Origin of the sequence: Desulfocurvibacter africanus subsp. africanus DSM 2603 (assembly GCF_000422545.1) — a bacterium.
In the GTDB taxonomy this organism is placed as follows: domain Bacteria; phylum Desulfobacterota; class Desulfovibrionia; order Desulfovibrionales; family Desulfovibrionaceae; genus Desulfocurvibacter; species Desulfocurvibacter africanus.
The window spans coordinates 1-20454 of the sequence record NZ_KE383873.1; the positions used below are offsets into that span (position 1 = coordinate 1).

Here is a 20454-nt window from a genome sequence, read left to right on the forward strand (position 1 = left end):
AATTGCGCCTACGCCGAAGCTAGCGGCAAGCCATGCCGACGCATGGCTTTTAGAGCATTTTCAAAAGCAAAATGCTCTAAAAGGTAAGAACCGCGAGGGTCCAGGGGCGCGCCTTATCCGGAATGGCCCTGGCGGGAGTGGGTAAGGAGAGGACGCCGCTCTGACGGGCAGCGCCCTCTTCCTGTTCAAATGCGGGCTACTTTAGAGCAGATTGCTTTTAAGACGCCCGCTCCGGCGTTGACGGCGCAAGTGAATTGCGCCTACGCCTACGCGGCGGCAAGCCATGCCGACGCATGGCTTGCAGAGCATTTTCAAAAGCAAAATGCTCTAAACGCTGGCCGAAGCTTCGGCTGGCTTCCTGGCTTGCTCCGGCCAGAGCTGAGCGAGCAGCATGCCCGCGAGCATGAGGCCGCAGCCCGTGATGCCGCGTGTTGTCATGGTTTCACCCAGCAGAAGCCCTCCGGCCAGCGCTGCAAAGGCGCCCTCCAGCGACAGGAGTATGGAGGCGTGGGCCGGTGGCGCGTCTTTCTGGGCCACGACCTGCAGCGTGTAGGCCACGCCCACGGACATGAGGCCGCCGTAGAGTATGGGAATGGCTGCTTCCGCAATGTCCGCCAGCCTGATCTCTTCGGTGAAGGCCGCGGCGATGAAGCTGAAGACGGCGCAGCAGGCGTACTGCAGCACGGACAGACGCAGGACCGGAATCTTGGGCGCGAGCCAGCCGATGACAAGTACGTGGCCAGCGAAGCAGAAGGCGCACACGAGCACGAGCAGATCGCCGGCGCTCATGGTGAAGCCATCGGTGATGGACAGGAGGTACAGGCCCATGGCGGCCAGCAGCGCGCCGATCCAGACGCCGAGGGTGGGCCGCTGCTTCCACAGAAGCCCCAGGATGGGCACAAAGACTACATACAGGCCGGTAATGAAGCCTGCATTGCCGGCAGTGGTGTACATGATGCCGACCTGCTGGAAACTCGCGCCGGCGAACAGGGCCAGTCCAGCCAGCAGACCGCCCAAGAGCGCAGCCTTGGTGGACATGCCTGACGGATTGCCGGAAGTGGGCCTGCGCAGGGCGAAGGGTGCGAGCACCAGCGCGCCCAGGGCGAAGCGCACGCCGTTGAAGGTCATGGGCCCCACGTGGTCCATGCCCACGCGCTGAGCCACGAATGCCACGCCCCAAATGAGTGCGGTCAGGAGCAGCAGGCCGTCGGCCCTGAGCTCGCGTGCGCGCATATGGTCTTCTCCGAATGTGCTTAGAGATTTTGCCAGCCGCGACGGATCATGTTCACGGCGATGGCCACGAGCAGCAGCGCGATGATCTTGGAGATGGCCTTGATCCCGTTGATGCCGATGAAGCCCACGATTTTTCGCACATGGACCATGCAGATGTGGTTGATCCACAGGTTGGCCAGCAGCGCGGCCAGGGTCGGCGTCACTCCTCGGGTTGTCATAAGCGCCAGCAGGGCCGTGAGCATGGCCGGTCCGGCGATGAGCGGCATGCCCAGTGGCACCACGCCGAACTCCTCATCGTGGAAAAGCGGGGCCTGCTCGTGCTCCAGCAAATGACGCACGCCGAAAATGAGCAGGATGATGCCGCCTGCCACGAGAAAGTCGGCCACGGTAATGCCCAGAGCGGACAGAAGCACCTTGCCGCCGAACATGAAGGCCGTGCCCACGGCAAGCGCGGTGAGGCTTGCCTGGCGGGCAATGCGTCTGCGCCTGTGGTGCTCCATCTCCGAGGTCAGCCCCAGGAACAGGGCGGCCATGCCCAGCGGATCGATGGCCACGAACAGGGGAATCCAGGCCAGAATGAAGTCGTTCAGCCACGCTAGCATGTACGCCTCCAGGCGCGAACACAATCAGAAAAGGGTTGCCGTGTAAAGGGATCGGGGCGCCGATCTTCAGTCAGTGGCCTGTGGTGCAGGTGAGGCCTGGTGCGATCGGAGTGCATTTCGTCGATGTATTGACATGAGGATATGTGCCAGCTACGCTATACATGGCATAGATTTTGAGCATGCAAAACTGTGCGCGACTATTCAAAGCAGACCCAGAGCGCTATCCGGGACATGATGAAAACCGGCCCTATGCGTGGAAACGGAGTGTAATGCCGCCCGCCAAAGTGATGATCGTTGAGGATGAGGCCATAGTGGCTTTGTGCCTGGAGCGAGCGGTCCGCAGGATGGGCCACAGCGTGAGTTGTGTCGTGGACAAGGGCGAGGATGCGGTCATTCAGTTCGAGCGGCAACCGGCGGATGTAGTGCTCATGGATGTTCGGCTCAAGGGCGACATGGACGGCATCGAGGCCGCGCGTCATATCGTCAGTCGGCGGCATATCCCAGTCATCTTTCTCACGGCCTACAATGATACCGCGACCATGCTGCGCGCCGAGAACATTCCACCTGCGGCATTTCTGTCCAAGCCCGTGGACGAAACTCAACTCGCCCAGGCAATCGCCGAGGCGATGGGCTAAACAAGTCGGCCCGCGCGCACGTTCGAGAGAGCGTGGAGAGGGCGGACCCTCTCCGTGCAGACTTGGCGGGCAGCCCCCTAGTGCAGGGTGTTATTGCCGCCTGCAGGGGTCGCCGTCGGCGAAGACTCCATGAGTTTCTTGGCGTAATCGGCAACCTGCTCCGTGGCCCTCCAGCCCGCGTACAGCTCTTCCCATTCGCTGAAAGGGCGGATGTCCTCGTCCAGGAAGTCCTCGTGGCCCTTTATCCATAGACCGAAGAGGTACATCTCGATCTGGTAGCCCTTGCTGTCCAGGATGGTGGTCACAAGGGCAGTGGAACTCTTGGGTCCGTCGATGTGCGCGCCCACGTAGGCGCAGACCATGTCGCAGGACTTCTGGTAGTCGATCTCGCCGCCGTTGGCCATGTTCGCCAGTTCCAGCAGGTGCGGGTAGGATGTCTTGATCTCTTCCAGCCGCTCTCCCGGCACACTGAGGAAAAGCTTGTCGTCGCGCTCCTCCACGAAATAGAAACGCAGCCACTGCTCGAACCTGAAGACTTGGCAGATTTCTTCCTGGGTCTTCTTTTTACTTTCCATCATCTCGAATCTCCTTGATTCCCGAGCCCATGCGCCGGGGTTCGAGATAATGGTCACCAATCGTCGTCGCGTCAAGCGCCGTCGTTAAGGAATGCGTCCCTTGCCTGGGCAACCCTCGGGCATGTGCATCTGGGTGTTCGGGGTCTGCTGGTCCTGGGAGGGATTCAGCTCACCCGGAGCCACCCAGTCGTATTCCTGATCCTGGAGCCAATCAATGCTTTGGGTCGGGCAGTTCTTAAGCCCGGCACCAGGGAAAGACGCTTGGAAGTTGCGCATGTCCACCGGGCCGCAGACCTTGAGGATCTTGTCGCCGTGGAACTCCACTGCGTAGAGTTCTCCCGTGGAGCGGATCTTGGCGTAATGATAGGTGGTCAGCATGTATTCCTCCCTGCTTCCTGGTCACTATGCAGGATCGAACGAGAGGCTGGGATTAGAAAGGGCGGCGTCTGATCTAACGCGGCGACGGCAAATGCGTGGGATCGCGGGCTGGGGTCTGATCAGGCCCGAACGCAAGCCGCGAAATGGCCTGGGACCACCTCGCGCAGGTCGGGCACGGCCTCGCTGCAGGCTGGTTCGGCCAGAGGGCATCGGGGTGCGAAGGCACAGGCCAGAGGGGGCAGGGCTCCGGCTTCGTCTCGAAGGCGCAGGCGTCTTTTGGTCTTGCGCGGGTCGGGTTCGGGCGCGGCGGACAGCAGGGTGCGCGTGTAGGGGTGCAATGGGTTCGCGTACAACTCGTCGCGTTCGGCCAGCTCCACCAGACGGCCCAGGTACATGACCGCCACGCGACGGCTCACGTAGTTCACCACGGCCAAGTCGTGGGAGATGAACACATAGGTCAGGCCAAGTTTCTCCTGCAGCCCTTGCAGGAGATTGATAATCTGGGCCTGGATGGAAACGTCCAAGGCCGAGACGGCTTCGTCACAGACCACCAGTTCGGGATTCAGGGCCAAGGCGCGGGCTATGGCCACGCGCTGGCGCTGACCTCCGGAGAACTCGTGAGGGTAGCGGGCGGCATCCTCGGGCCGCAGACCCACGAGGGACAGCAGCTCGCGCACGCGATTAGCGCGCTCACGCCGGCTGCCGTGTCTGTGAATGGCTAGAGGCTCGCCGATAATGGCCCCCACGGAGCGTCGGGGGTTGAGCGAAGAGTAAGGGTCCTGGAAGACCATTTGCACCTTTTCGCGGAAATCCGCGGGCGGCGCGGGGAAAAGGCTTTTGCCTTTGTAGAGTACGGCCCCGACATCGGGATCCTCCAGGCCCAGCATGAGCCGGGCCAGGGTGGACTTGCCGCAGCCCGACTCGCCCACCAACCCCAAGGTCTCGCCTGCGCGCACGGACAGGCTCACGCGGTCCACGGCGCGCAACACGCCGCGGGTCAGGCCCAAGGGCCCTTCGCGCATGTGGTATTCGCGGATGACGTTTTGGATCTCAAGCAGGTCGGCCATGCTCAGGTCCTCGCCGTGTGCAGCAGGCAGCGCACCTTGCGGCCGTCAGGCATAGCGAGGAGTGCAGGCTCCTCTGTGGCGCAGAAGCCCACGGCGTCCGGGCAGCGAGGGTGGAAGGCGCAGCCGCTTGGCAGGTCCATGAGACTGGGCACCGCGCCGCCGATGGCCGCCAGGGGCCTGCGCTCGCCGATGCGCGGCACCGAGGCCAGCAGAAGCTTCGTGTACGGGTGCAGGGGCTTGTCGAACAAGGCCAGCACCGGGGCCTCTTCCACGATCTTGCCCGCGTACATGACCGCCACGCGCTGGCAAGTCTGGGCCACCACGCCCAAGTCGTGAGTTATGAGCATTATCGCGGTCTGGCGCTCTTCCTTGAGCTGGAGCATGAGTTCCAGGATCTCGGCCTGGATGGTCACGTCCAGGGCCGTGGTGGGCTCGTCGGCCAGGATCAGGTCGGGGTCTAAGGCCAGGGCCATGGCGATCACGACCCGCTGGCGCATGCCGCCGCTCATTTCATGGGGATAGCTCTTGAGCCGCCGATCCGGGTTCGGAATGCCTACCTTGACCAGCATCTGCCTGGCTCGCTCCAGGGCCTCGGCCTTGCCCAGCTTCCGGTGCAGGCGGACGGCCTCGGCGATCTGCTCGCCCACGCGGAAAACCGGGTTGAGTGAGGTCATGGGCTCCTGGAAGATCATGGAAATTGCGTTGCCGCGCACCTTGAGCAGTTCAGCGGCCGAGGCGCGCACCAGATCAAGCCCCTTGAAGCGCACCGCGCCTCCCACGATGCGGCCGGGCCTGGGCACCAGGCCGAGCACCGAAAGGGACAGCATGGTCTTGCCGCTGCCCGATTCGCCCACAACTCCCAGGGTCTCGCCGCCCGACAGGGACAGATCCACCCCGTCCACGGCCTTGCCGATGCCGCGAGCCGTGAGGAACCAGGTGCGCAGGCTGTCGATCTCCAGGACTGGCGCGGAATGATCCATGTAAAAGTCCGTGGTTAGCCGGGAGGCGGGGAGGGCTGGCTATAATGCCGAGAGTGCCGCTCCCCGCTCCCTCCTTTCCTACACCCAAATATCTCGCCGGGCCTTGGCCCGGAGGCCTCGTTTTAGAGCATTTTGCTTTTGAAAATGCTCTGCGAGCCATGCTTCGGCATGGCTTGCCGCCGCGTAGGCGTAGGCGCAATTCACTTGCGCCGTCAACGCCGGAGCGGGCGTCTTAAAAGCAATCCGCACTAGTCGCGAGTCGCGCCAAGTCCGTACGACTTGGACCTACGACTTCTCTCATGAACTCTACGTGGTTTCGCTCCCACGGGCAAGGCGGCGTTGTCATTCCAGGGCCAGTCAGCTAGAAGAAATGGCTGCCCCAATCGGGCAAGGAGAAACCTATCGTGTCCCATATCGCCGTTATCGGCGGCGGGTTGGCCGGTTGCGAGTGCGCTTGGCGGCTCGCCCAGGCCGGGATTCCCGTGCGCCTGTTCGAGATGAAGCCCATCCGCCGCTCGCCGGCCCATCAGGAGGACGGACTGGCTGAACTGGTCTGTTCCAACTCGTTGCGTTCCGAGGATGAGGCCTCGGCCATCGGCGAGCTCAAGGTCGAGATGCGCATGGCGGGCAGCCTGGTCATGGAGGCGGCCGAGGCCACGCGCGTGCCGGCCGGCAAGGCACTCGCCGTGGACCGTCGCCTGTTCTCGGATTACATGACGCACAAGATCGAGTCGCATCCGCTCATCGAGGTCGTGCGCGCCGAGGTGGAGTCCCTGGACAATTCGCTCCTGGCCGGCGCGGATCTAGTTGTCGTGGCAGCCGGCCCCCTGGTCAGCGACAGCCTGGCTTCCAGCCTTGCGCAGGCCCTGGGTGACAAGGGGCTGTATTTCTATGACGCCATCGCGCCCATCGTCACGGCTGAGTCCGTGGACATGGAGCACGCTTTCTGGGGCTCGCGCTACCGGCCCGAGGACGACGACTACCTCAACTGCCCGCTCACGGAAGAGGAGTACAAGGCCTTTGTGCGCGAGTTGCTGGCAGCCGAGACCGTGCCTTGCCGCGAGTTCGAGGAGCACATGCACTTCGAGGGCTGCCTGCCCATCGAGGAGATGGCCGGGCGCGGCGAGATGACCCTGGCCTTCGGGCCCATGAAGCCCGTGGGGCTGGACGACCCGCGCACGGGGCGCAGGCCCTATGCAGTGTTGCAGTTGCGGGCCGAGAACCGCGAGCGGACCACCTTCAACCTGGTGGGCTTCCAGACCAAGCTGAAGTATCCGGAGCAGAAGCGCGTCTTCGCGCTCATTCCTGGCCTGCGTAATGCCGAGTACGTCCGCCTGGGCTCCATCCACCGCAATACCTTCGTCAACGCGCCGGTTGTGCTGACCGATGAGCTGGAACTGAAGGCCAGGCCCGGCGTGCACTTGGCCGGACAGATCACGGGCGTGGAAGGTTACCTGGAGTCCGCGGCCTGCGGTTTGTGGGTAGGCATGCTCCTGGCCGCCAAGGCGCGGGGGCAATCCTTGGGCTTTCCGCCGCGCGAGACGGCCCTTGGCGCGCTGCTGTCGCACCTGCGCACGCCCAGCAAGAATTTCCAGCCGAGCAATGTCCAGTTCGGGCTGGCCCCAGCCCTGGATAAACGCGCCGGTCGCAAGAAGCGCAAGGAACTGTACGCCGAACGAGCCCGCGAGGCCTGGAGCGCCTGGCTTGGGCAGGTGACGGAACAGGGGAAGCCATGAGCGGGGAGACCTGCGATATCGATTTCCGGGTGCGCGCCTACGAGCTGGGCACCGCCGGTTGTGCGCGCCTGCCGGTGCTGCTGGGCTATCTGCAGGAGGCCGCTGCCCTGCATGCCCGCAACCTGGGTTTTTCTCACGAGGAGATGTCCGCCAACAGTCTGTTTTGGGTCCTGACCCGACTTTACCTGCGCCTGTCGCCCGAGGCAGTGGCCCGGCGTTGGCCCGGCTGGCGCGAGCGTGTCGCGGTGCGCACGTGGCCCGTGTGTTTCGAGCGGCTGCAGGCCCGGCGCGACTTCCTGCTTCTGGACGAGCAGGGCCGGACCATGGGCTCGGCAGTGTCTTCCTGGGTCACCCTGGATACTGCCGCGCGCAAGCTGTCGCCCATGCCCGAAGAGCTGCGCCAACGCATCCCGGTGAGCGACGAACACGCTCTGGAATACCAGAGACGCAAAACGCCCGGCTTGGAGCCTGCCGACCAGACGGGCGGAATACTCATGACCGCCCAGCGATCGGACCTGGACGTCAACGGCCACGTGAACAACGCTGTGCTTGCGGCCTGGGCGCTGGACGAGGCCACGACTCATCTGTCGCCGACAGCGCGCTGCACGGCCCTGGAGGTTGCTTTTCGGGCCGAGGTCCTGCCGGGCCAAAGCGTGCTGGCCAGGTCCGCCCCTCAAGGAGAGAATGTGCGGCTGCTCGGCCTGTTCTCGGCCGACGACGGCCGGGAGCACCTGCGGGCGGCTTCCTGGTGGGAGACTGTCTCGGCCATGGGCCAGTCTTGAGCTGTATCCCCACCTCGTGTACTCAAGTGTAATCCGGCCCATCCCTTCAGATTCCAGGAGGTTGAGCATGCGGCTAACCGACGTGAACACGTCCACCAAGATCATGGGCATTTCCGTGCTGACCCTGGCACTGACTGCCGGCGCCGTGCTGTTCTACCTGCTGCCTTTTTTTTCGGATCTCCTGATGGAAGATCGGCTGAACAGGAGCAGCAATCTGGTGGAGGTGGCCTGGAGTCTGCTCGGCGATTACGCCGAAGACGTCCGGATGGGGCGGTTGAGTGAGGACGAGGCCAAGCGACGCGCAATGGTGCGTCTTGGCGGGCTGCGCTTCGGCCAGGACAATTATTTCTGGATCAACGACTTCGACGGCGTGATGCTCATGCATCCATTGTTGCCCCAGCTCAAGGGCAAGAGCCTCCTGAACGATCAGGACGAGCAGGGCAAATACTACATGCGCGAGATGCTCGAGGCGGCCCGCACCAGCGGCGAGGGTTACGTGGAGTATATCTGGCCCAAGCCGGGCAGTCTTGAGCTCGCACCCAAGATATCCTATGTGAAGGTATTTCAGCCCTGGAACTGGCTCGTGGGCTGCGGTATCTACGTGGACGACGTGCAGCGGGAAGTCGCGGCCATGCGCAACACCGTCATCATCTTCGGCCTAATAGCCATGGCCGGGCTTCTGGCGCTGGCCTATTTCATGGCCGGCATGATCACCGGTCCCATCGTTCAGGCCACCGACGCGGCTGGGCAGCTCGCCGAAGGCGCGTTGCCCGAGGTGCACTCCGAGCGCCGCGATGAATCGGGTCGCCTGCTGGCGGCAATGAGCTCCATGGCGAGAGCTCAGCGGGAAATGGCCGAGAAGGCCGAGGCCATATCGCGCGGCGATCTGAGCGTGGAGGTTGTGCCCCGCTCGGAGCAAGACGTGCTCGGCCAGGCCTTGGCGCGCATGATCGAGTCCCTGCGCGCGCAGATGGGCGAGATCAGCGATGGAGTGGGCGTGCTGGCTGCCTCGGCCGCGGAGATCGCCTCCCTGGTCAATCAACTGGCGGCAAATGCCGCGCAGACCAGCGTATCCGTCGAGGAGACCGTGACCACCGTGGAGGAGCTTCGACAGACTTCGCATATGGCCGCCTCCAAGGCGGACGAAGTTTCGAACAGCGCCCGACGCAATGCTGAAATTGCGGTCTCGGGGCAGTCGGCCACGCGTGATGCCGTGTTGGGCATGTTAGACATCCGGGCCAAGATGGATTCCATCAGCCAGAGCGCCCATGAGCTGATCGACAATACGCGCACGGCCCAGGACATCATCGACACCGTCAACGACCTGGCCGATCAGAGCAACCTGCTGGCCGTCAATGCAGCCATCGAGGCGGCCAGGGTGGAGCATGGGGCCGAGGGCTTCGCTGTGGTGGCCGCCGAGATGCGTTCCTTGGCCGAGGAGTCCAAGCAGGGCGCGGCCCGCGTGCGCAAACTCCTGGCCCAGATGCGCGTTTCTTCCGAGCGCACCACTCAGGCCATGGAAAGCGGCCTGGATGCCGTGAGCCAGGGTGTGCAGCAGGCAACGGCGGCCGGGACAGCCATCCAATCCCTGGCCGAGAACATATCCGCCAATGCCCAGGCAGCTACACAGATCGCCATGGTGGGCCGTCAGCAGCGCGAGGGCGTGGACCAGGTGCTGGAAGCGGTGCAGAGCATTCGCGACGCCAACACTCAGAACAGCCAGGCAGCGGACAGCCTGCGCCAGGAGGCCGCGAATCTGGAGATCCTGGGCCGGCGGCTCAAGGATATGGTGGCCCGCTATACTGTGCGCAAGGCATAGTAGTCAGTGCCATCCGCGCGCGATCCCGACGCCCTGCGCAAGGCCATGGCCGCCCGACGGTCCAGGCGGCGCGAGGAACCTCCCCGTAGGCGGGGCCCGTCATCCCCGGAGCCTGCCGACGCAGGCCAGCCGGCTTCGGACGACTGGCTGGACGTGTCCTCGCCGCTCAATGCCGGGCGGCCCCTGCTTTATTCCGTGGCCTTCGAATGGGATTTGGCGCTTACGGCCCGCGGCGTGGCCCATCGCGCCGAGCGCCATGGCGGCGGCTGGCGCATCCTGGCTCCGGATCGCGAAGCCGGTCAAGCCATGGCCGAGCTGATCGCCTATCGCGCGGAGAACCGGCCCGGCCGGTCCGGCACACCGTTGCCCCGGCACGAGAACCGTACGGCCACGATGCTGGCTCTAGCCGTGCTGTTGGCCTTCTTCGTGCTGACGCGCACATATTTGCCCGCGTTGGGGCTCTATCCATATGAGTGGGACGAGTTGGGCTCGGCCCAGGCCGGCCACATCCTGGATGGCGAGTGGTGGCGTCTGGCCACGGCCCTTACCTTGCACGCCGATGCGGCCCACGTGCTCGGCAATGTAATCGTGGGCGCGCTGTTCATCGTACCTATCTGTCAGGCCTTGGGCGGCGGTCAGGGCTGGCTGCTCGTGCTTCTTTCGGGTGTTGTGGGCAATCTGGTCAATGCCCTGGTTCAGGGGCCAGGGCACGACTCCATCGGTTTTTCCACCTGCGTATTTGGTGCGGCCGGCATTCTGGCCGGTCTGCGCGCCAGGACCGGTTCCGGGCGCTCCCCGTGGTTCACGGCCGTGGCCGCGGGTTTGGCCCTGCTGGCCGTGCTCGGCGTGGGCGGCGAGCGCACCGACGTGGGCGCGCACCTGTTCGGGTTTCTGGCAGGGCTTGCCTTGGGTCTATTTGCGGGATGGCGTTTGCTGCACCTTGGTCCCGTTGGCCGCCTTACCGGCGCATTTCTTGCCATGACCGCAGCCCTGGTTCCACTGGCGGCTTGGTTGTGGGCTTTTTTGTCACACTAATCCCGGCGCACTTTATGCAACCAACTTGGCGACCTGCATGCAGAGGTCGTCCAGTGCGTTTGATTTCGTCTGTTCGGAGCCATTCAAACACTCCGGGATATTGATGCAACCACACCCGTGCAACGCTTTCGTGCGGGGTCTAGGAAACATGGATGCAGGAGCAGTCAATACCATCGACGTCCGAACCGGCAGCGACGATTCGCGACATCAGCGCGCATATCGTTGCGTTTCGGGAGTTTCTCAATGCCTCTTGGAGTTGTTTCGGCGCCCTACGTACTCAGAGCATATGGGAGGATACCCATACGCTTCTGCGCAAATTTCTGCAGGCCAACTGGAGCGTGCTCGTGGAATCGCAGCTTTTGGTGGATGGCGGGCGTTTGGCCCCCTATTACACCTTCCTGCATCAGACCCTACGCGAATCCGTGCCTGTCGAGGAACGGCCCACGCATTATGTCAAATGCGAGATGCCCGGCTCAAGGTACGATCTCATTGACCGACAGGTGGCGCTGCTAGGTCTTGTCAGCAGATTGGATACCGGCTCGGGCGTCTATCCACCATTCGACCATGTGGAGATGTACGCAGTGGGGACATCCAAGGTGCTCCTCGCGCCCTTCAACATGGTCAGGTTCCGGTTGGCCGAAGTCTGCTGATCCCGGCTGACGCCCCGCCTTGTTTCTGTTAGGATGCAAGCATTCACCCGCCCGGTGAACAGACATCCTGGAACAGCCTGCTGATGAATTGCGCGCTTCTGGGCATCTTCAATCGGGGTGGTGTTTGGGGGGATGGGCAGGGCGGTTCCAGTTTAGCCCATGTGCAAATCGCCTAAAGTCGCGCAGAGGAGGCATGCCGTGGATTTTTTCCGCGACAAGGTCGCCCTGGTTACGGGCGGCGGTCAAGGCATCGGCTTGGCCGTGACGCAGGCATTCCTGGACCGGGGTTCGTCCGTGGTTATCTTGGAGCGTGACGCCGAGGCTGCGGGCCAAGGCGCGGAACCGGGACGAGTGATGGCCGTGTGCGGCGACGTGGCCGCCGAGGCGGATGTGCTCGCGGCAGTGGGAACGGCCACCCGGGAGTTCGGACGGCTGGATTTTTTGGTCAACAACGCCGGCATCTCCGAGTTCATGCCCTTGGAGCTTTGCAGCTTGGACGAATGGAACCGCATCATCGGCGTGAACCTCACGGGCATGTTCCTGTGCGCCAAGCACGCCGCGCCGGCCTTGCGCGCAAGTCGTGGGGCCATGATCAACATCGCCTCCACGCGGGCTTTTCAGTCCGAGCCGGGCAGCGAGGCCTACGCAGCGTCCAAGGGCGGCATAGTGGCCCTGACACACGCCCTGGCCCTGAGTCTGGGCCCACACGTGCGCGTGAATTGCATCGCGCCGGGCTGGATCGACGTCTCGAATTGGAAGAAACGTTCCGCGCGCGAGCAGGCCGAACTGCGGTCCGTGGACCACGAGCAACATCCCGCCGGTCGTGTCGGCCGTCCCGAGGATGTAGCCGAGGCCGCTCTGTTCCTGTGCTCGGACAAGGCTGGCTTCATCACGGGCGAGTGCCTCGTGCTGGACGGCGGCATGACCCGCAAAATGATCTACGCTGAATAGCAACACTCAACGAATGGAGAATCCGTTATGAATACCCGCGCGCTCCTGGCGTTGACCCTGGCCGCGGCCCTGGCCCTGGGAGCTTTCGGCTGCACCCAGGAGTCCCAGAACCGCATCAGTCGCTCCATCCAGAACTGGACCGGCACCAACGGCGTGTTGGACATCTACGCCGGCAACAGGCTGGTCATGCGCTTCATCAAAATCGACAAGCTGACCACAGCCGACAGCACTGGCGGCGGCAACGAATCCAGGGCCTACCGTTTTGGCTACGGCTACCTGGACCGCGATCTGGACTATGAAGTCGATCCGGGCGAGAAGAAAATCTACTTCGAGATTTCGGATTTCTCGACCAACTACATCTTCTACGAAAGCCCCAAGTAGGCTTTCGTAGGAAAACAGACGACAAAACGGCCCGGAGCAGTGCTCCGGGCCGTTTTGTCGTTTAGAGCATTTGCTTTTGAAAATGCTCTGCAAGCCATGCGTCGGCATGGCTTGCCGCTAGCTTCGGCGTAGGCGCAATTCACTTGCGCCGTCAACGCCGGAGCGGGCGTCTTAAAAGCAATCTGCTCTAGGCCTGCCGCCCTCGACGAGTAGCCAAGTAACTGCGCGGATACAGAGAGGTGTCTCCTGCGGAGAGAGATCTGGAAAGATTACGTCTCTTCTCAATTCTTTTGTGCGAGCAGAATTATGCGTCCGCGAACCCCAGCAGCTTTTCGAGTCCCTGCACGACCGCCAGTTCGGCGCGGCGCTGCCAGTAGACATTCTGCGCGGGATACAGGTCCACGGACAGTCCGATGGCCGCGGCGCGAGTGATCACGCCGGGCGCGGCCGAGGGAGATGTAGCCAGCAACTCCAGAAGGCGCTCCTGAACTCGCTGAGCCAGGAGCAGGACAGCCGGGTTGTTGCGGCCGGCTTGGCTCAGGAATGCCACCAAATTCTCTTCCGCTCCCAAGGCGGCAGCATCGCCCACGATGTAGCGCCAAGCCAGGGGCGAATAGAGCCTGGCCCAGGCGTTGCCCGCGTTCTGGGTCGTCTGGGCCTCCTGCCAAGGCATGAACATGGCCGCCGCGGGCAGGCAGGAATTTACGGCGCACAACCAGGCCGTGCGTTCGGCGTGCTCGACCCAGGTGATGGCCAGGGCTTGGCGCTTGTTCCAGGGCAGCGCGCCAGGTTTGGTCTCCAGCGCCCGGGCGCCATTTCTGCCGCGGACATCCACTTGCCAGGCCATGGGATCGTTTGCGGGCTCACGATGCAGGACGAGGTCGTACTCTTCGCGGCCAGACTCGCGCGCCCATTGCACACTCATGGCGAACCGGCCGGGAAAGGTCTTACCCGTGAGCGTCACGGCCACGCCGGGCCAGCTGGCCGTATTCCGCAAACCATTGCCGGGCAGCCGGTCTGTGCCCCACAGGTCGAGCACGGCCTGGGCCGCCAGGCTTTCGGGCGTTTCGCAGCGAGGCAGAATCTCGCGCCGCCAGAGGTCGGCGCCCGTGCCCACGCCGGGCATGTTGGATACGGCCCTGGACAGGATGGCGGCGATTTCGTCCTGCAGCCGTTCCAGATCGGGCATGCCGCTCATCCTGCCGATATCCAGGCTACGCAAGGCCATACTTAGGGCGTTGACCGGCTCGATGCGCGAAAGCTCGTCAAAAAACCAGGCACAGCTGGCGAAGGCGGCCAGCGCCCATTGCTGCATGGACAGGAGCTTCCAGCCCGTGGCCCGCTCGGTCGAAGACAAGTCCGGCGAAAAGTGCTGCCGCTCGAAGGCGTCCAGGTCCGCCGCGCCGGTGTAAACCCGGCCGTAATCCACCAACGCCGCGCGGGAATCAAGGAACAGGCCATGGCCACGGGAGAAGTAGTGTTTGTCCACGCGCGCCTTGATCAGATCCAGAGACTTGCGCAGGGGCGCGCGCCACTGTTGGTTCCAGCCGTGATGGCCCCCGGTGGAACAGCCGCAGTCGCTGCGCCAGCGTTCCACGCCATGCACGCAGCTCCACGAGCTGGGCTCGTGCAACTGGACCTCCAGGGTCGGCGGATTGGCCGCGAGGTAAGCTCCGAAATTGGTGATGGACCAGCCGTCGCGACCTCCACGGGCCTGGTCCAGCACATAAGCCAGGGCCATTTCGCCGAAGGTGAAGTGGTGGCCGTAGGTCTCGCCGTCAGTAGCCAGAGCCCGCAGGCCGTCGTGAGCGCCGCCGCCTATGCGCTGCCAGAAACCTTCACCGTTCTGCAGCAACCGCTCGAAGGCCACGGCCTGGGATAGGGGACCGTCATAGAAGAAGACGGAGATGGAATTTCCCGAAGGCAGGCGGACTAGGTAGGGCCGGGTCACGTCCAATGATCCCTCGTGCGCTGGCGTCCACTGCTGATCCGTCGTCGAAAGGCGGCGCACGGCTTTGGCTTGACGCGGTGCAAGGACCGTATACGCGATGCCGTAAGCCGCCAGCACCTCCAAGGACGCAGTGTCCACGGCGGCCTCGGCCAACCACATGCCTTCGGGCGGCCGGCCGAAACGGCGCTCGAAGTCGGCTTTGCCCCAAGCCACTTGCAGCTCCTTGTCCAACTCCGAAGCCAGCGGCAGGATGATGTGGTGACAGACCTGGGCCATGGCGTTGCCGTGGCCCAGACGCTCGGCGCTTCTCCTGTCGCCTTCAACAATGCGGGCGTAGACGTCAGGGTGGGTCAGTTCCATCCAGCGCAGCAGGGTAGGGCCGACATTGAAGTTGATCCACTCGTAGCAGTTCATGATCTCGGTGATGCGGCCTTGGCCGTCCATGCGCCGGGCGAAGGCCAGCGGGCCGTAGCTCTCGCGGCAGATGCGTTCGTTCCAGTGTTTATACGGCGCGGCGCTGCCCTCGGGCAGGATCACGTCCAGCCAGGGATCCTCGCGGGGCGGCTGGTAGAAGTGGCCGTGGATGCAAAGTGATTTGCTCATTATATCTCCATCCTGGTCCGCTGACGCTGGGAAGCATGCCGGGAAACGGCGGTTGCTGCGGGCATTCGACTCCTGCCGGGCAGGCCGGCAGGGAGGCAGTCCGGAAGCATCGACTGTTCTGCGTGTCAGGACTCTATGATTTCGGGGCGGATCGTCCCTCACAATGCAGAAAACATGCCCTTCGGGGGCTTGGCGCCTGGAAACGTCTCTTACAGTCCGGCGTGTCGCCTGGAGCTAATCACTTAAGGGGCTTAGCCGGAGTGGTCGCCCGCCAGCACGGGCTGGAAGAGCAGCGTAACCGTGGTGCCCTGGCCCTCCTTGCTGGAGATATCCACCAAACCGCCGGACTCTTCGATCATCTTTTTGATCATGGCCAAGCCCAGACCGTAGCCTTTGTCCTTGGTTGTGAAGAATGGGCTGAAGGCCTGCTCCAGCTGCGCCTGGGTCATGCCCTTGCCCGTGTCGCGGATGTCCAGGAACACATGCGGTTCGGTGCGGCCGGCGCTGATGCCGATGGTGCCTCCGTGCTCCATGGCCTCGATGGAGTTCTTGATGATGTTGATGAGGCACTGCTTGATCATCTCGGGTTCGCCCATGATCAGCGGAAGATCGGGCTCGAAGGTCGTGACGAACTCGATGCCCTGCTTGCGGTAGCCCATGCTCATGAGCTCCACGGTTTCCATGGTCACGGCCTGCAGGTCGGTTTGGGCCACCGTGACGCGGGCAGGCCGGGCGAAGTTGAGGATGCTGGTCAACATGTGGTCCAGGCGCTTGGTTTCCTCCGCGATGATCTGGAGCTTCTCGTGTTCCTTGCCGGAAAGGCACTTCGACTTGAGCAGGGAATTGGTGAATCCGGCGATGGCGAACAGGGGATTGCGTATCTCATGGGCCAGGAAGGTGGACATCTCGCCGATTATAGCCAGCTTTTCGGCCTGCTGGCGCATGCGCTCCCGCCGTGTGCGCTCGGTGATGTCCCGCCGCATGACCATGATATGCGAGACAGCTCCGCTCGAATCGCGAATGGGATACGAGTAGACGCGAAAATAGCGCAGGTGCCCTTCGGCATCCACGCGGGTCATGAGGGCCTCGGACTTCTGGCCGGTTTCCCGCGTGATCAGGAAAGGGCACTTGGGGTCCATGGCCGAACAGAAGGGAAGGCCGTCTTCAAGGGTCTGCACCTTCCAGCAGGGTTGGCCATTCAATTTTTCCTTGGACAGGCCCCGACGGTCGCAGACGCTTCGGTTGGCGTCCACCACATTGCCCTTGAGATCCAGGAGCATGATGTCCTCGCGCACCTCGTCGATGATGGCCTGCAGTAAAGCCTGGTGCTCCTGCAGGTTGATCCGGCAGTGCGTGCTGGTCTGGGCCATGGTGTGCAGACCGCAGACGAATACGGCCATGGAGTGGTCCAGAAGCGAGGTATGCGCGGGCAAGGCCTGGCGGAGTGTATTGCGCAGGAACCGGTTGCCGGTGAATTCCGCCACCAGGTCCAGGTCCGGATTTTTGTCCAGCAGATCCTTCCAGTCGGCGTGAATGGGAATGTTGCGGTTCTTGAGGGCCTTGAGCTTGGGGCTGGCCGGATTGGGTTCGGCCACGCCTACCAGCCGCATATTGGGCAGGAATTCGCGGTACTGCTCGTTGAAGATGACGGCCAGGAAAGACAGGAAGCCCGGGCCGGTGCCAATGATGCCGACCTTGAACTCCCGATCCTCTGTCTCCCAGAGGCAGTAGTAGTCGGACTGAAGGCATCCGTTGTCAGGACACATGGTGCTCCGCCTTGGTTGCCTGGGTTGCGGCCGATCATTTGACTGAGCTTGGATAACTTTTCCCAAATACTGGAGAAAAAAACAATCGGAATCAGGATGCGGGGAAGTGTCGGCTTCGTTGCGTCCTTGGAATCGTCGCTTTCAGATCATACATGAAAAAACGGGCCGGATCATATGACCCGGCCCGCTTGAGCATGCGAATTGACGGTTTTCTAAGCCTAGGCCCTTGCTTCGGGTTTCTGCTCACCCTTGGTCTCGGGCGTGGGGGCTCCCGGCTTGCGCTTGGCCTTGCGCTTTTCGCAGGCCAGGGGCCAGATCTCGTCGATGAGTTCAACAGGCTTGATGGTGATCTTCCTGAGCAACTCGGCTGGGATGTCCTGCAGGTCCTTCTCGTTGGCCTTGGGGATGATGACCCACTTGATGCCTTGGGATACGGCGGCCAGGATCTTCTCTTTGATCCCGCCCACGGGCAGCACGCGGCCGCGCAGGGTGATCTCGCCGGTCATGGCCACATCGCTGCACACGCGCGTGCCCGTGAGAGCCGAGATGAGCGCGGTGACGAGCGTCACGCCGGCCGAGGGGCCGTCCTTGGGTGTCGCGCCCGCGGGTACGTGGATATGGATGTCGTTCTTGTCCGAGAAGTCGGCATCGATGCCCAACTTAGCGGCCCGGCTGCGCGCATAGGACAGGGCGGCCTGGGCCGACTCCTTCATCACTTCGCCCAACTGGCCCGTAAGGGTCAGGCGGCCCTTGCCAGGCATGGTCGAGATCTCGATGTGCAGGATCTCGCCGCCATAAGGCGTCCAGGCCAGGCCCGTGGCAACGCCCGGAGGCAGATCCTTCTCGCGCTCCTCGGCGCGGAAGGGCGGGATGCCGAGCATCTTGGGCAACACATTGGCCGTGACCTTGAAGGGACCTTCCTTGCCCTCGGCCTTCTTGCGCGCCAGCTTGCGGCACACGGAGCCAAGTTCCCGCTCCAGGTTGCGCAGGCCAGCCTCGCGTGTGTACTCGCGGATGACCTTGGCGATGACCTGGTCGGTGATTTGCACCTCGTCCTCGGAAAGGCCGTTCTCTTTGGCTTGACGCGGCACGAGATAGGTGCGGGCGATCTTGACCTTGTCGCTCTCGGTGTAGCCCGGGATGCGGATGATCTCCATACGGTCGCGCAGCGGTCCGGGAATTGTGTCGAGCACGTTGGACGTGCAGATGAACATGACCTTGGACAGGTCGAAGGGCACGTTCAGGTAGTGGTCCTGGAAAGTATAATTCTGTTCCGGATCAAGCACCTCAAGGAGTGCCGAGGACGGATCGCCGCGGAAGTCGGTGCCCACCTTGTCGATTTCGTCCAGCATGATGATCGGGTTTTTGGTGCCGGCCTGCTTGATGGACTGGATGATGCGGCCTGGCATGGAGCCGATGTACGTGCGCCGGTGGCCGCGAATCTCGGCCTCGTCGCGCATGCCGCCCAAACTCATGCGCACGAACTGGCGGCCCAGGGAGCGCGCGATGGAACGGCCCAGCGAGGTCTTGCCCACGCCCGGGGGGCCAACAAAGCAGAGAATGGGACCCTTCATCTTGGGATTCAGCTTGCGTACCGACAGGTATTCGAGGATGCGCTCCTTGACCTTGTCCAGGCCGTAGTGATCCTCGTCCAGTATTCTCTGAGCTTCCTTGATGTCCAGGCGATCCTTGGACATTTTCTTCCAGGGCAGCTCGACCATCCAGTCGAGATAGGTGCGGATGACGCTGGCCTCGGAGGAGTCGGGGTGCATGGACTCCATGCGCCGCAGCTGCTTCTCGGCCTCGGAACGAACTTCCTTGGGCATGCCTGCTTTGGCGATGGCCTCGCGCAGCTGATCGGCTTCCTCGGACTCCTCGCCGGTCTCACCCAGCTCGCGGCGGATGGCCTTCATCTGTTCGCGCAGGAAAAAGTCTTTCTGGGCCTTGTCCATGCCTTCTTTGGCCATGGACTGGATCTTGGCCTGCATGGAGGCTACTTCGACCTCCTTGGCCAGCTGGTCGTTGACCAACTGCAGGCGCTTGACCGGCTCCACGCATTCAAGAATGGCCTGGGCGTCCTCAACCTTGACGCGCAGGTTGGAAGCGATGAGGTCGGCCAGCCGCCCGGGCTCTTCCACACTGCCGAGTACCGCGGTGATGTCGGGCGAAGAGATGCCGCGCAGCTGCATTATCTTTTCGCTCTGCTCGCGCGAGGCGCGCATGAGCGCCTCAACCTCGGGGCCATGCTCAACCAGAGCCGGCTCCTCGATGGGCTGAATCTCGGCCATGTGGTGCTTCTCGCCTTCGTGGAAGGCGGTCACCCGCGCACGGGACAGGCCCTGCACGAGCACCTTGAGCCGGCCGTCCGGCATCTTGAGCATGCGCATGATCATGGCCACGGTGCCGATCTGGTGCAGATCCTGCTCGCCGGGCTCGTCCACCTTTTCGTCCTTCTGGGTCAGGATGAGAATGAAGCGGCTGGTGTTGAGCGAGGTGTCCACGGCGGCCACGGATTTCTCGCGGCCCACGAACAGGGGCAGGATCATGTAGTTGAAGACCACGATGTCGCGCACGGGCAGCACGGGCAGCTCGCTGGGTATCTCGAGCTGGCTCGTGTCAGCGCTGCCGGCCTCCGCGGGGGAGACCTCGATCATGGCCTCTTCTTCGTCGTGAGAACCGCCTTCGCTCATGGCGAGAGTGTCGTTGTATTCTTTGCTCATGCATTCTCCTTAACGGAACGCCCGGCGGATTGCCAGGGCCGCTGGCGCGGCCTGCTTCCGGAAGCAAGGGCGTTTGGTTAGGCCTGTGGCCCCGTTTATCGGCTAAAAGCGGGAAAGATTAGATAATCCGGACAACTAAATAATCGGGGCGCACGGGCAACGTGGACAAGTGTAATCACTTCTACCTGGGCGTAAAGGGGGCTGAGCGTAAAAAGGTTGTAGGCCTTCGTCTGCGCGTGTAAAGGCAGTCTGCTCTCGCATGCTAGCGCCGGATGACGAAGCCGTTGAATTCCTCGGAGTTGGGTTCCTTGAAGCACTCCACGGCCTGCACTTGGGACATGGGTGGACCGTCGTGCAGAGCTTGTCGCAGGCTCTCCGTGGCCTCTTCGGCACCCTGGGCCAGGACTTCCACGCGGCCGTCGGACAGGTTGCGCACCCAGCCGCGCAGGCCAAGGCGCGTGGCCGTTTCCTGGGTCCAGTAGCGGAAGGACACGCCCTGCACCAGACCGGACACGAGGCAGCGTATAGTCTTAGGTCCCTGGGACATGATCGTCCTCCTTGCTCGGCAAGCTCCATGAGCGATGCGCATG

General features: G+C 63.0%; 18 protein-coding genes. 8 read left to right on the forward strand and 10 right to left on the reverse strand.

Features of this window, described 5'->3' with window-relative positions:
• Window positions 1–327: 327 nt before the first annotated feature.
• Together H585_RS0117710 and H585_RS0117715 are read right to left on the reverse strand one after the other, a co-directional pair.
• A complete protein-coding gene (locus H585_RS0117710) occupies window positions 328–1233 on the reverse strand; it encodes a DMT family transporter (protein ID WP_014260349.1) in 906 nt (301 codons plus the stop codon).
• A 20-nt stretch (window positions 1234–1253) separates the two neighbouring features.
• Window positions 1254–1835, reverse strand: coding sequence for a MarC family protein (locus H585_RS0117715; RefSeq protein ID WP_014260350.1), 582 nt, complete (start codon window positions 1833–1835; stop codon window positions 1254–1256).
• Between the two features lie 269 nt (window positions 1836–2104).
• Here H585_RS0117715 and H585_RS0117720 point away from each other — a divergent pair, with 269 nt between their 5' ends.
• Window positions 2105–2470, forward strand: a complete 366-nt coding sequence (locus tag H585_RS0117720; RefSeq protein WP_014260351.1) for a response regulator — start codon at window positions 2105–2107, stop codon at window positions 2468–2470.
• A 77-nt stretch (window positions 2471–2547) separates the two neighbouring features.
• Here H585_RS0117720 and H585_RS0117725 read toward each other — a convergent pair whose 3' ends face one another.
• The 4 genes from H585_RS0117725 to H585_RS0117740 form a co-directional block, all read right to left on the reverse strand.
• Window positions 2548–3048: a hypothetical protein gene (locus tag H585_RS0117725; RefSeq protein WP_244432618.1), complete on the reverse strand. Its 501-nt coding sequence runs from the start codon at window positions 3046–3048 to the stop codon at window positions 2548–2550.
• 81 nt (window positions 3049–3129) lie between these two features.
• Window positions 3130–3423, reverse strand: coding sequence for a hypothetical protein (locus H585_RS0117730; RefSeq protein WP_014260353.1), 294 nt, complete (start codon window positions 3421–3423; stop codon window positions 3130–3132).
• Window positions 3424–3542: 119 nt separating this feature from the next.
• Complete coding sequence (locus H585_RS0117735; protein ID WP_027368802.1) at window positions 3543–4490, reverse strand: ABC transporter ATP-binding protein; 948 nt, start codon at window positions 4488–4490, stop codon at window positions 3543–3545.
• A gap of 2 nt (window positions 4491–4492) precedes the next feature.
• The gene (locus tag H585_RS0117740) at window positions 4493–5470 is read right to left on the reverse strand and encodes an ABC transporter ATP-binding protein (protein WP_027368803.1); all 978 of its coding nucleotides are present in this window, start codon (window positions 5468–5470) and stop codon (window positions 4493–4495) included.
• A gap of 404 nt (window positions 5471–5874) precedes the next feature.
• Here H585_RS0117740 and trmFO point away from each other — a divergent pair, with 404 nt between their 5' ends.
• From trmFO to H585_RS0117775, 7 genes are all read left to right on the forward strand, one after another.
• Window positions 5875–7206, forward strand: coding sequence for a methylenetetrahydrofolate--tRNA-(uracil(54)-C(5))-methyltransferase (FADH(2)-oxidizing) TrmFO (gene trmFO, locus H585_RS0117745; protein WP_027368804.1), 1332 nt, complete (start codon window positions 5875–5877; stop codon window positions 7204–7206).
• Window positions 7203–7988, forward strand: coding sequence for an acyl-[acyl-carrier-protein] thioesterase (locus H585_RS0117750; RefSeq protein ID WP_027368805.1), 786 nt, complete (start codon window positions 7203–7205; stop codon window positions 7986–7988). Before trmFO ends, H585_RS0117750 begins: the two co-directional genes overlap by 4 nt.
• A gap of 67 nt (window positions 7989–8055) precedes the next feature.
• Window positions 8056–9807 carry a methyl-accepting chemotaxis protein gene (locus H585_RS0117755; protein WP_027368806.1) on the forward strand — a complete coding sequence of 584 codons (1752 nt, stop codon included), beginning with the start codon at window positions 8056–8058 and terminating at the stop codon, window positions 9805–9807.
• A gap of 6 nt (window positions 9808–9813) precedes the next feature.
• A complete protein-coding gene (locus H585_RS0117760) occupies window positions 9814–10842 on the forward strand; it encodes a rhomboid family intramembrane serine protease (RefSeq protein ID WP_027368807.1) in 1029 nt (342 codons plus the stop codon).
• Between the two features lie 152 nt (window positions 10843–10994).
• Entirely contained in the window at window positions 10995–11492 is a 498-nt protein-coding gene (locus tag H585_RS0117765; RefSeq protein ID WP_027368808.1) for a hypothetical protein, read from the forward strand.
• A 198-nt stretch (window positions 11493–11690) separates the two neighbouring features.
• The gene (locus tag H585_RS0117770; protein WP_027368809.1) at window positions 11691–12443 is read left to right on the forward strand and encodes a glucose 1-dehydrogenase; all 753 of its coding nucleotides are present in this window, start codon (window positions 11691–11693) and stop codon (window positions 12441–12443) included.
• Window positions 12444–12470: 27 nt separating this feature from the next.
• On the forward strand, window positions 12471–12824 hold the full coding sequence (locus H585_RS0117775) for a hypothetical protein (protein WP_027368810.1): 354 nt from the start codon (window positions 12471–12473) through the stop codon (window positions 12822–12824).
• A gap of 304 nt (window positions 12825–13128) precedes the next feature.
• Here H585_RS0117775 and H585_RS0117780 read toward each other — a convergent pair whose 3' ends face one another.
• The 4 genes from H585_RS0117780 to H585_RS0117795 all read right to left on the reverse strand — a co-directional run bounded on the left by H585_RS0117780 (window position 13129) and on the right by H585_RS0117795 (window position 20411).
• The gene (locus tag H585_RS0117780) at window positions 13129–15378 is read right to left on the reverse strand and encodes a DUF3536 domain-containing protein (protein WP_027368811.1); all 2250 of its coding nucleotides are present in this window, start codon (window positions 15376–15378) and stop codon (window positions 13129–13131) included.
• Between the two features lie 251 nt (window positions 15379–15629).
• Window positions 15630–17144: an ATP-binding protein gene (locus tag H585_RS0117785; RefSeq protein ID WP_027368812.1), complete on the reverse strand. Its 1515-nt coding sequence runs from the start codon at window positions 17142–17144 to the stop codon at window positions 15630–15632.
• A gap of 218 nt (window positions 17145–17362) precedes the next feature.
• Complete coding sequence (gene lon / locus H585_RS0117790) at window positions 17363–19864, reverse strand: endopeptidase La (protein WP_027368813.1); 2502 nt, start codon at window positions 19862–19864, stop codon at window positions 17363–17365.
• A 262-nt stretch (window positions 19865–20126) separates the two neighbouring features.
• Window positions 20127–20411 carry an acylphosphatase gene (locus H585_RS0117795; RefSeq protein ID WP_027368814.1) on the reverse strand — a complete coding sequence of 95 codons (285 nt, stop codon included), beginning with the start codon at window positions 20409–20411 and terminating at the stop codon, window positions 20127–20129.
• Between the last annotated feature and the right edge of the window lie 43 nt (window positions 20412–20454).

Coding starts and splice junctions, on each gene's coding strand:
- H585_RS0117735 (WP_027368802.1), bottom strand. CDS start 4,490: ATGGCCGACCTGCTTGAGATCCAAAACGTCATCCGCGAATACCACATG.
- H585_RS0117785 (WP_027368812.1), bottom strand. CDS start 17,144: ATGTGTCCTGACAACGGATGCCTTCAGTCCGACTACTACTGCCTCTGG.
- H585_RS0117775 (WP_027368810.1), top strand. CDS start 12,471: ATGAATACCCGCGCGCTCCTGGCGTTGACCCTGGCCGCGGCCCTGGCC.
- H585_RS0117730 (WP_014260353.1), bottom strand. CDS start 3,423: ATGCTGACCACCTATCATTACGCCAAGATCCGCTCCACGGGAGAACTC.
- H585_RS0117710 (WP_014260349.1), bottom strand. CDS start 1,233: ATGCGCGCACGCGAGCTCAGGGCCGACGGCCTGCTGCTCCTGACCGCA.
- H585_RS0117765 (WP_027368808.1), top strand. CDS start 10,995: ATGCAGGAGCAGTCAATACCATCGACGTCCGAACCGGCAGCGACGATT.
- H585_RS0117755 (WP_027368806.1), top strand. CDS start 8,056: ATGCGGCTAACCGACGTGAACACGTCCACCAAGATCATGGGCATTTCC.
- H585_RS0117715 (WP_014260350.1), bottom strand. CDS start 1,835: ATGCTAGCGTGGCTGAACGACTTCATTCTGGCCTGGATTCCCCTGTTC.
- H585_RS0117780 (WP_027368811.1), bottom strand. CDS start 15,378: ATGAGCAAATCACTTTGCATCCACGGCCACTTCTACCAGCCGCCCCGC.
- H585_RS0117740 (WP_027368803.1), bottom strand. CDS start 5,470: ATGGATCATTCCGCGCCAGTCCTGGAGATCGACAGCCTGCGCACCTGG.
- H585_RS0117720 (WP_014260351.1), top strand. CDS start 2,105: ATGCCGCCCGCCAAAGTGATGATCGTTGAGGATGAGGCCATAGTGGCT.
- lon (WP_027368813.1), bottom strand. CDS start 19,864: ATGAGCAAAGAATACAACGACACTCTCGCCATGAGCGAAGGCGGTTCT.
- H585_RS0117750 (WP_027368805.1), top strand. CDS start 7,203: ATGAGCGGGGAGACCTGCGATATCGATTTCCGGGTGCGCGCCTACGAG.
- H585_RS0117725 (WP_244432618.1), bottom strand. CDS start 3,048: ATGATGGAAAGTAAAAAGAAGACCCAGGAAGAAATCTGCCAAGTCTTC.
- H585_RS0117795 (WP_027368814.1), bottom strand. CDS start 20,411: ATGTCCCAGGGACCTAAGACTATACGCTGCCTCGTGTCCGGTCTGGTG.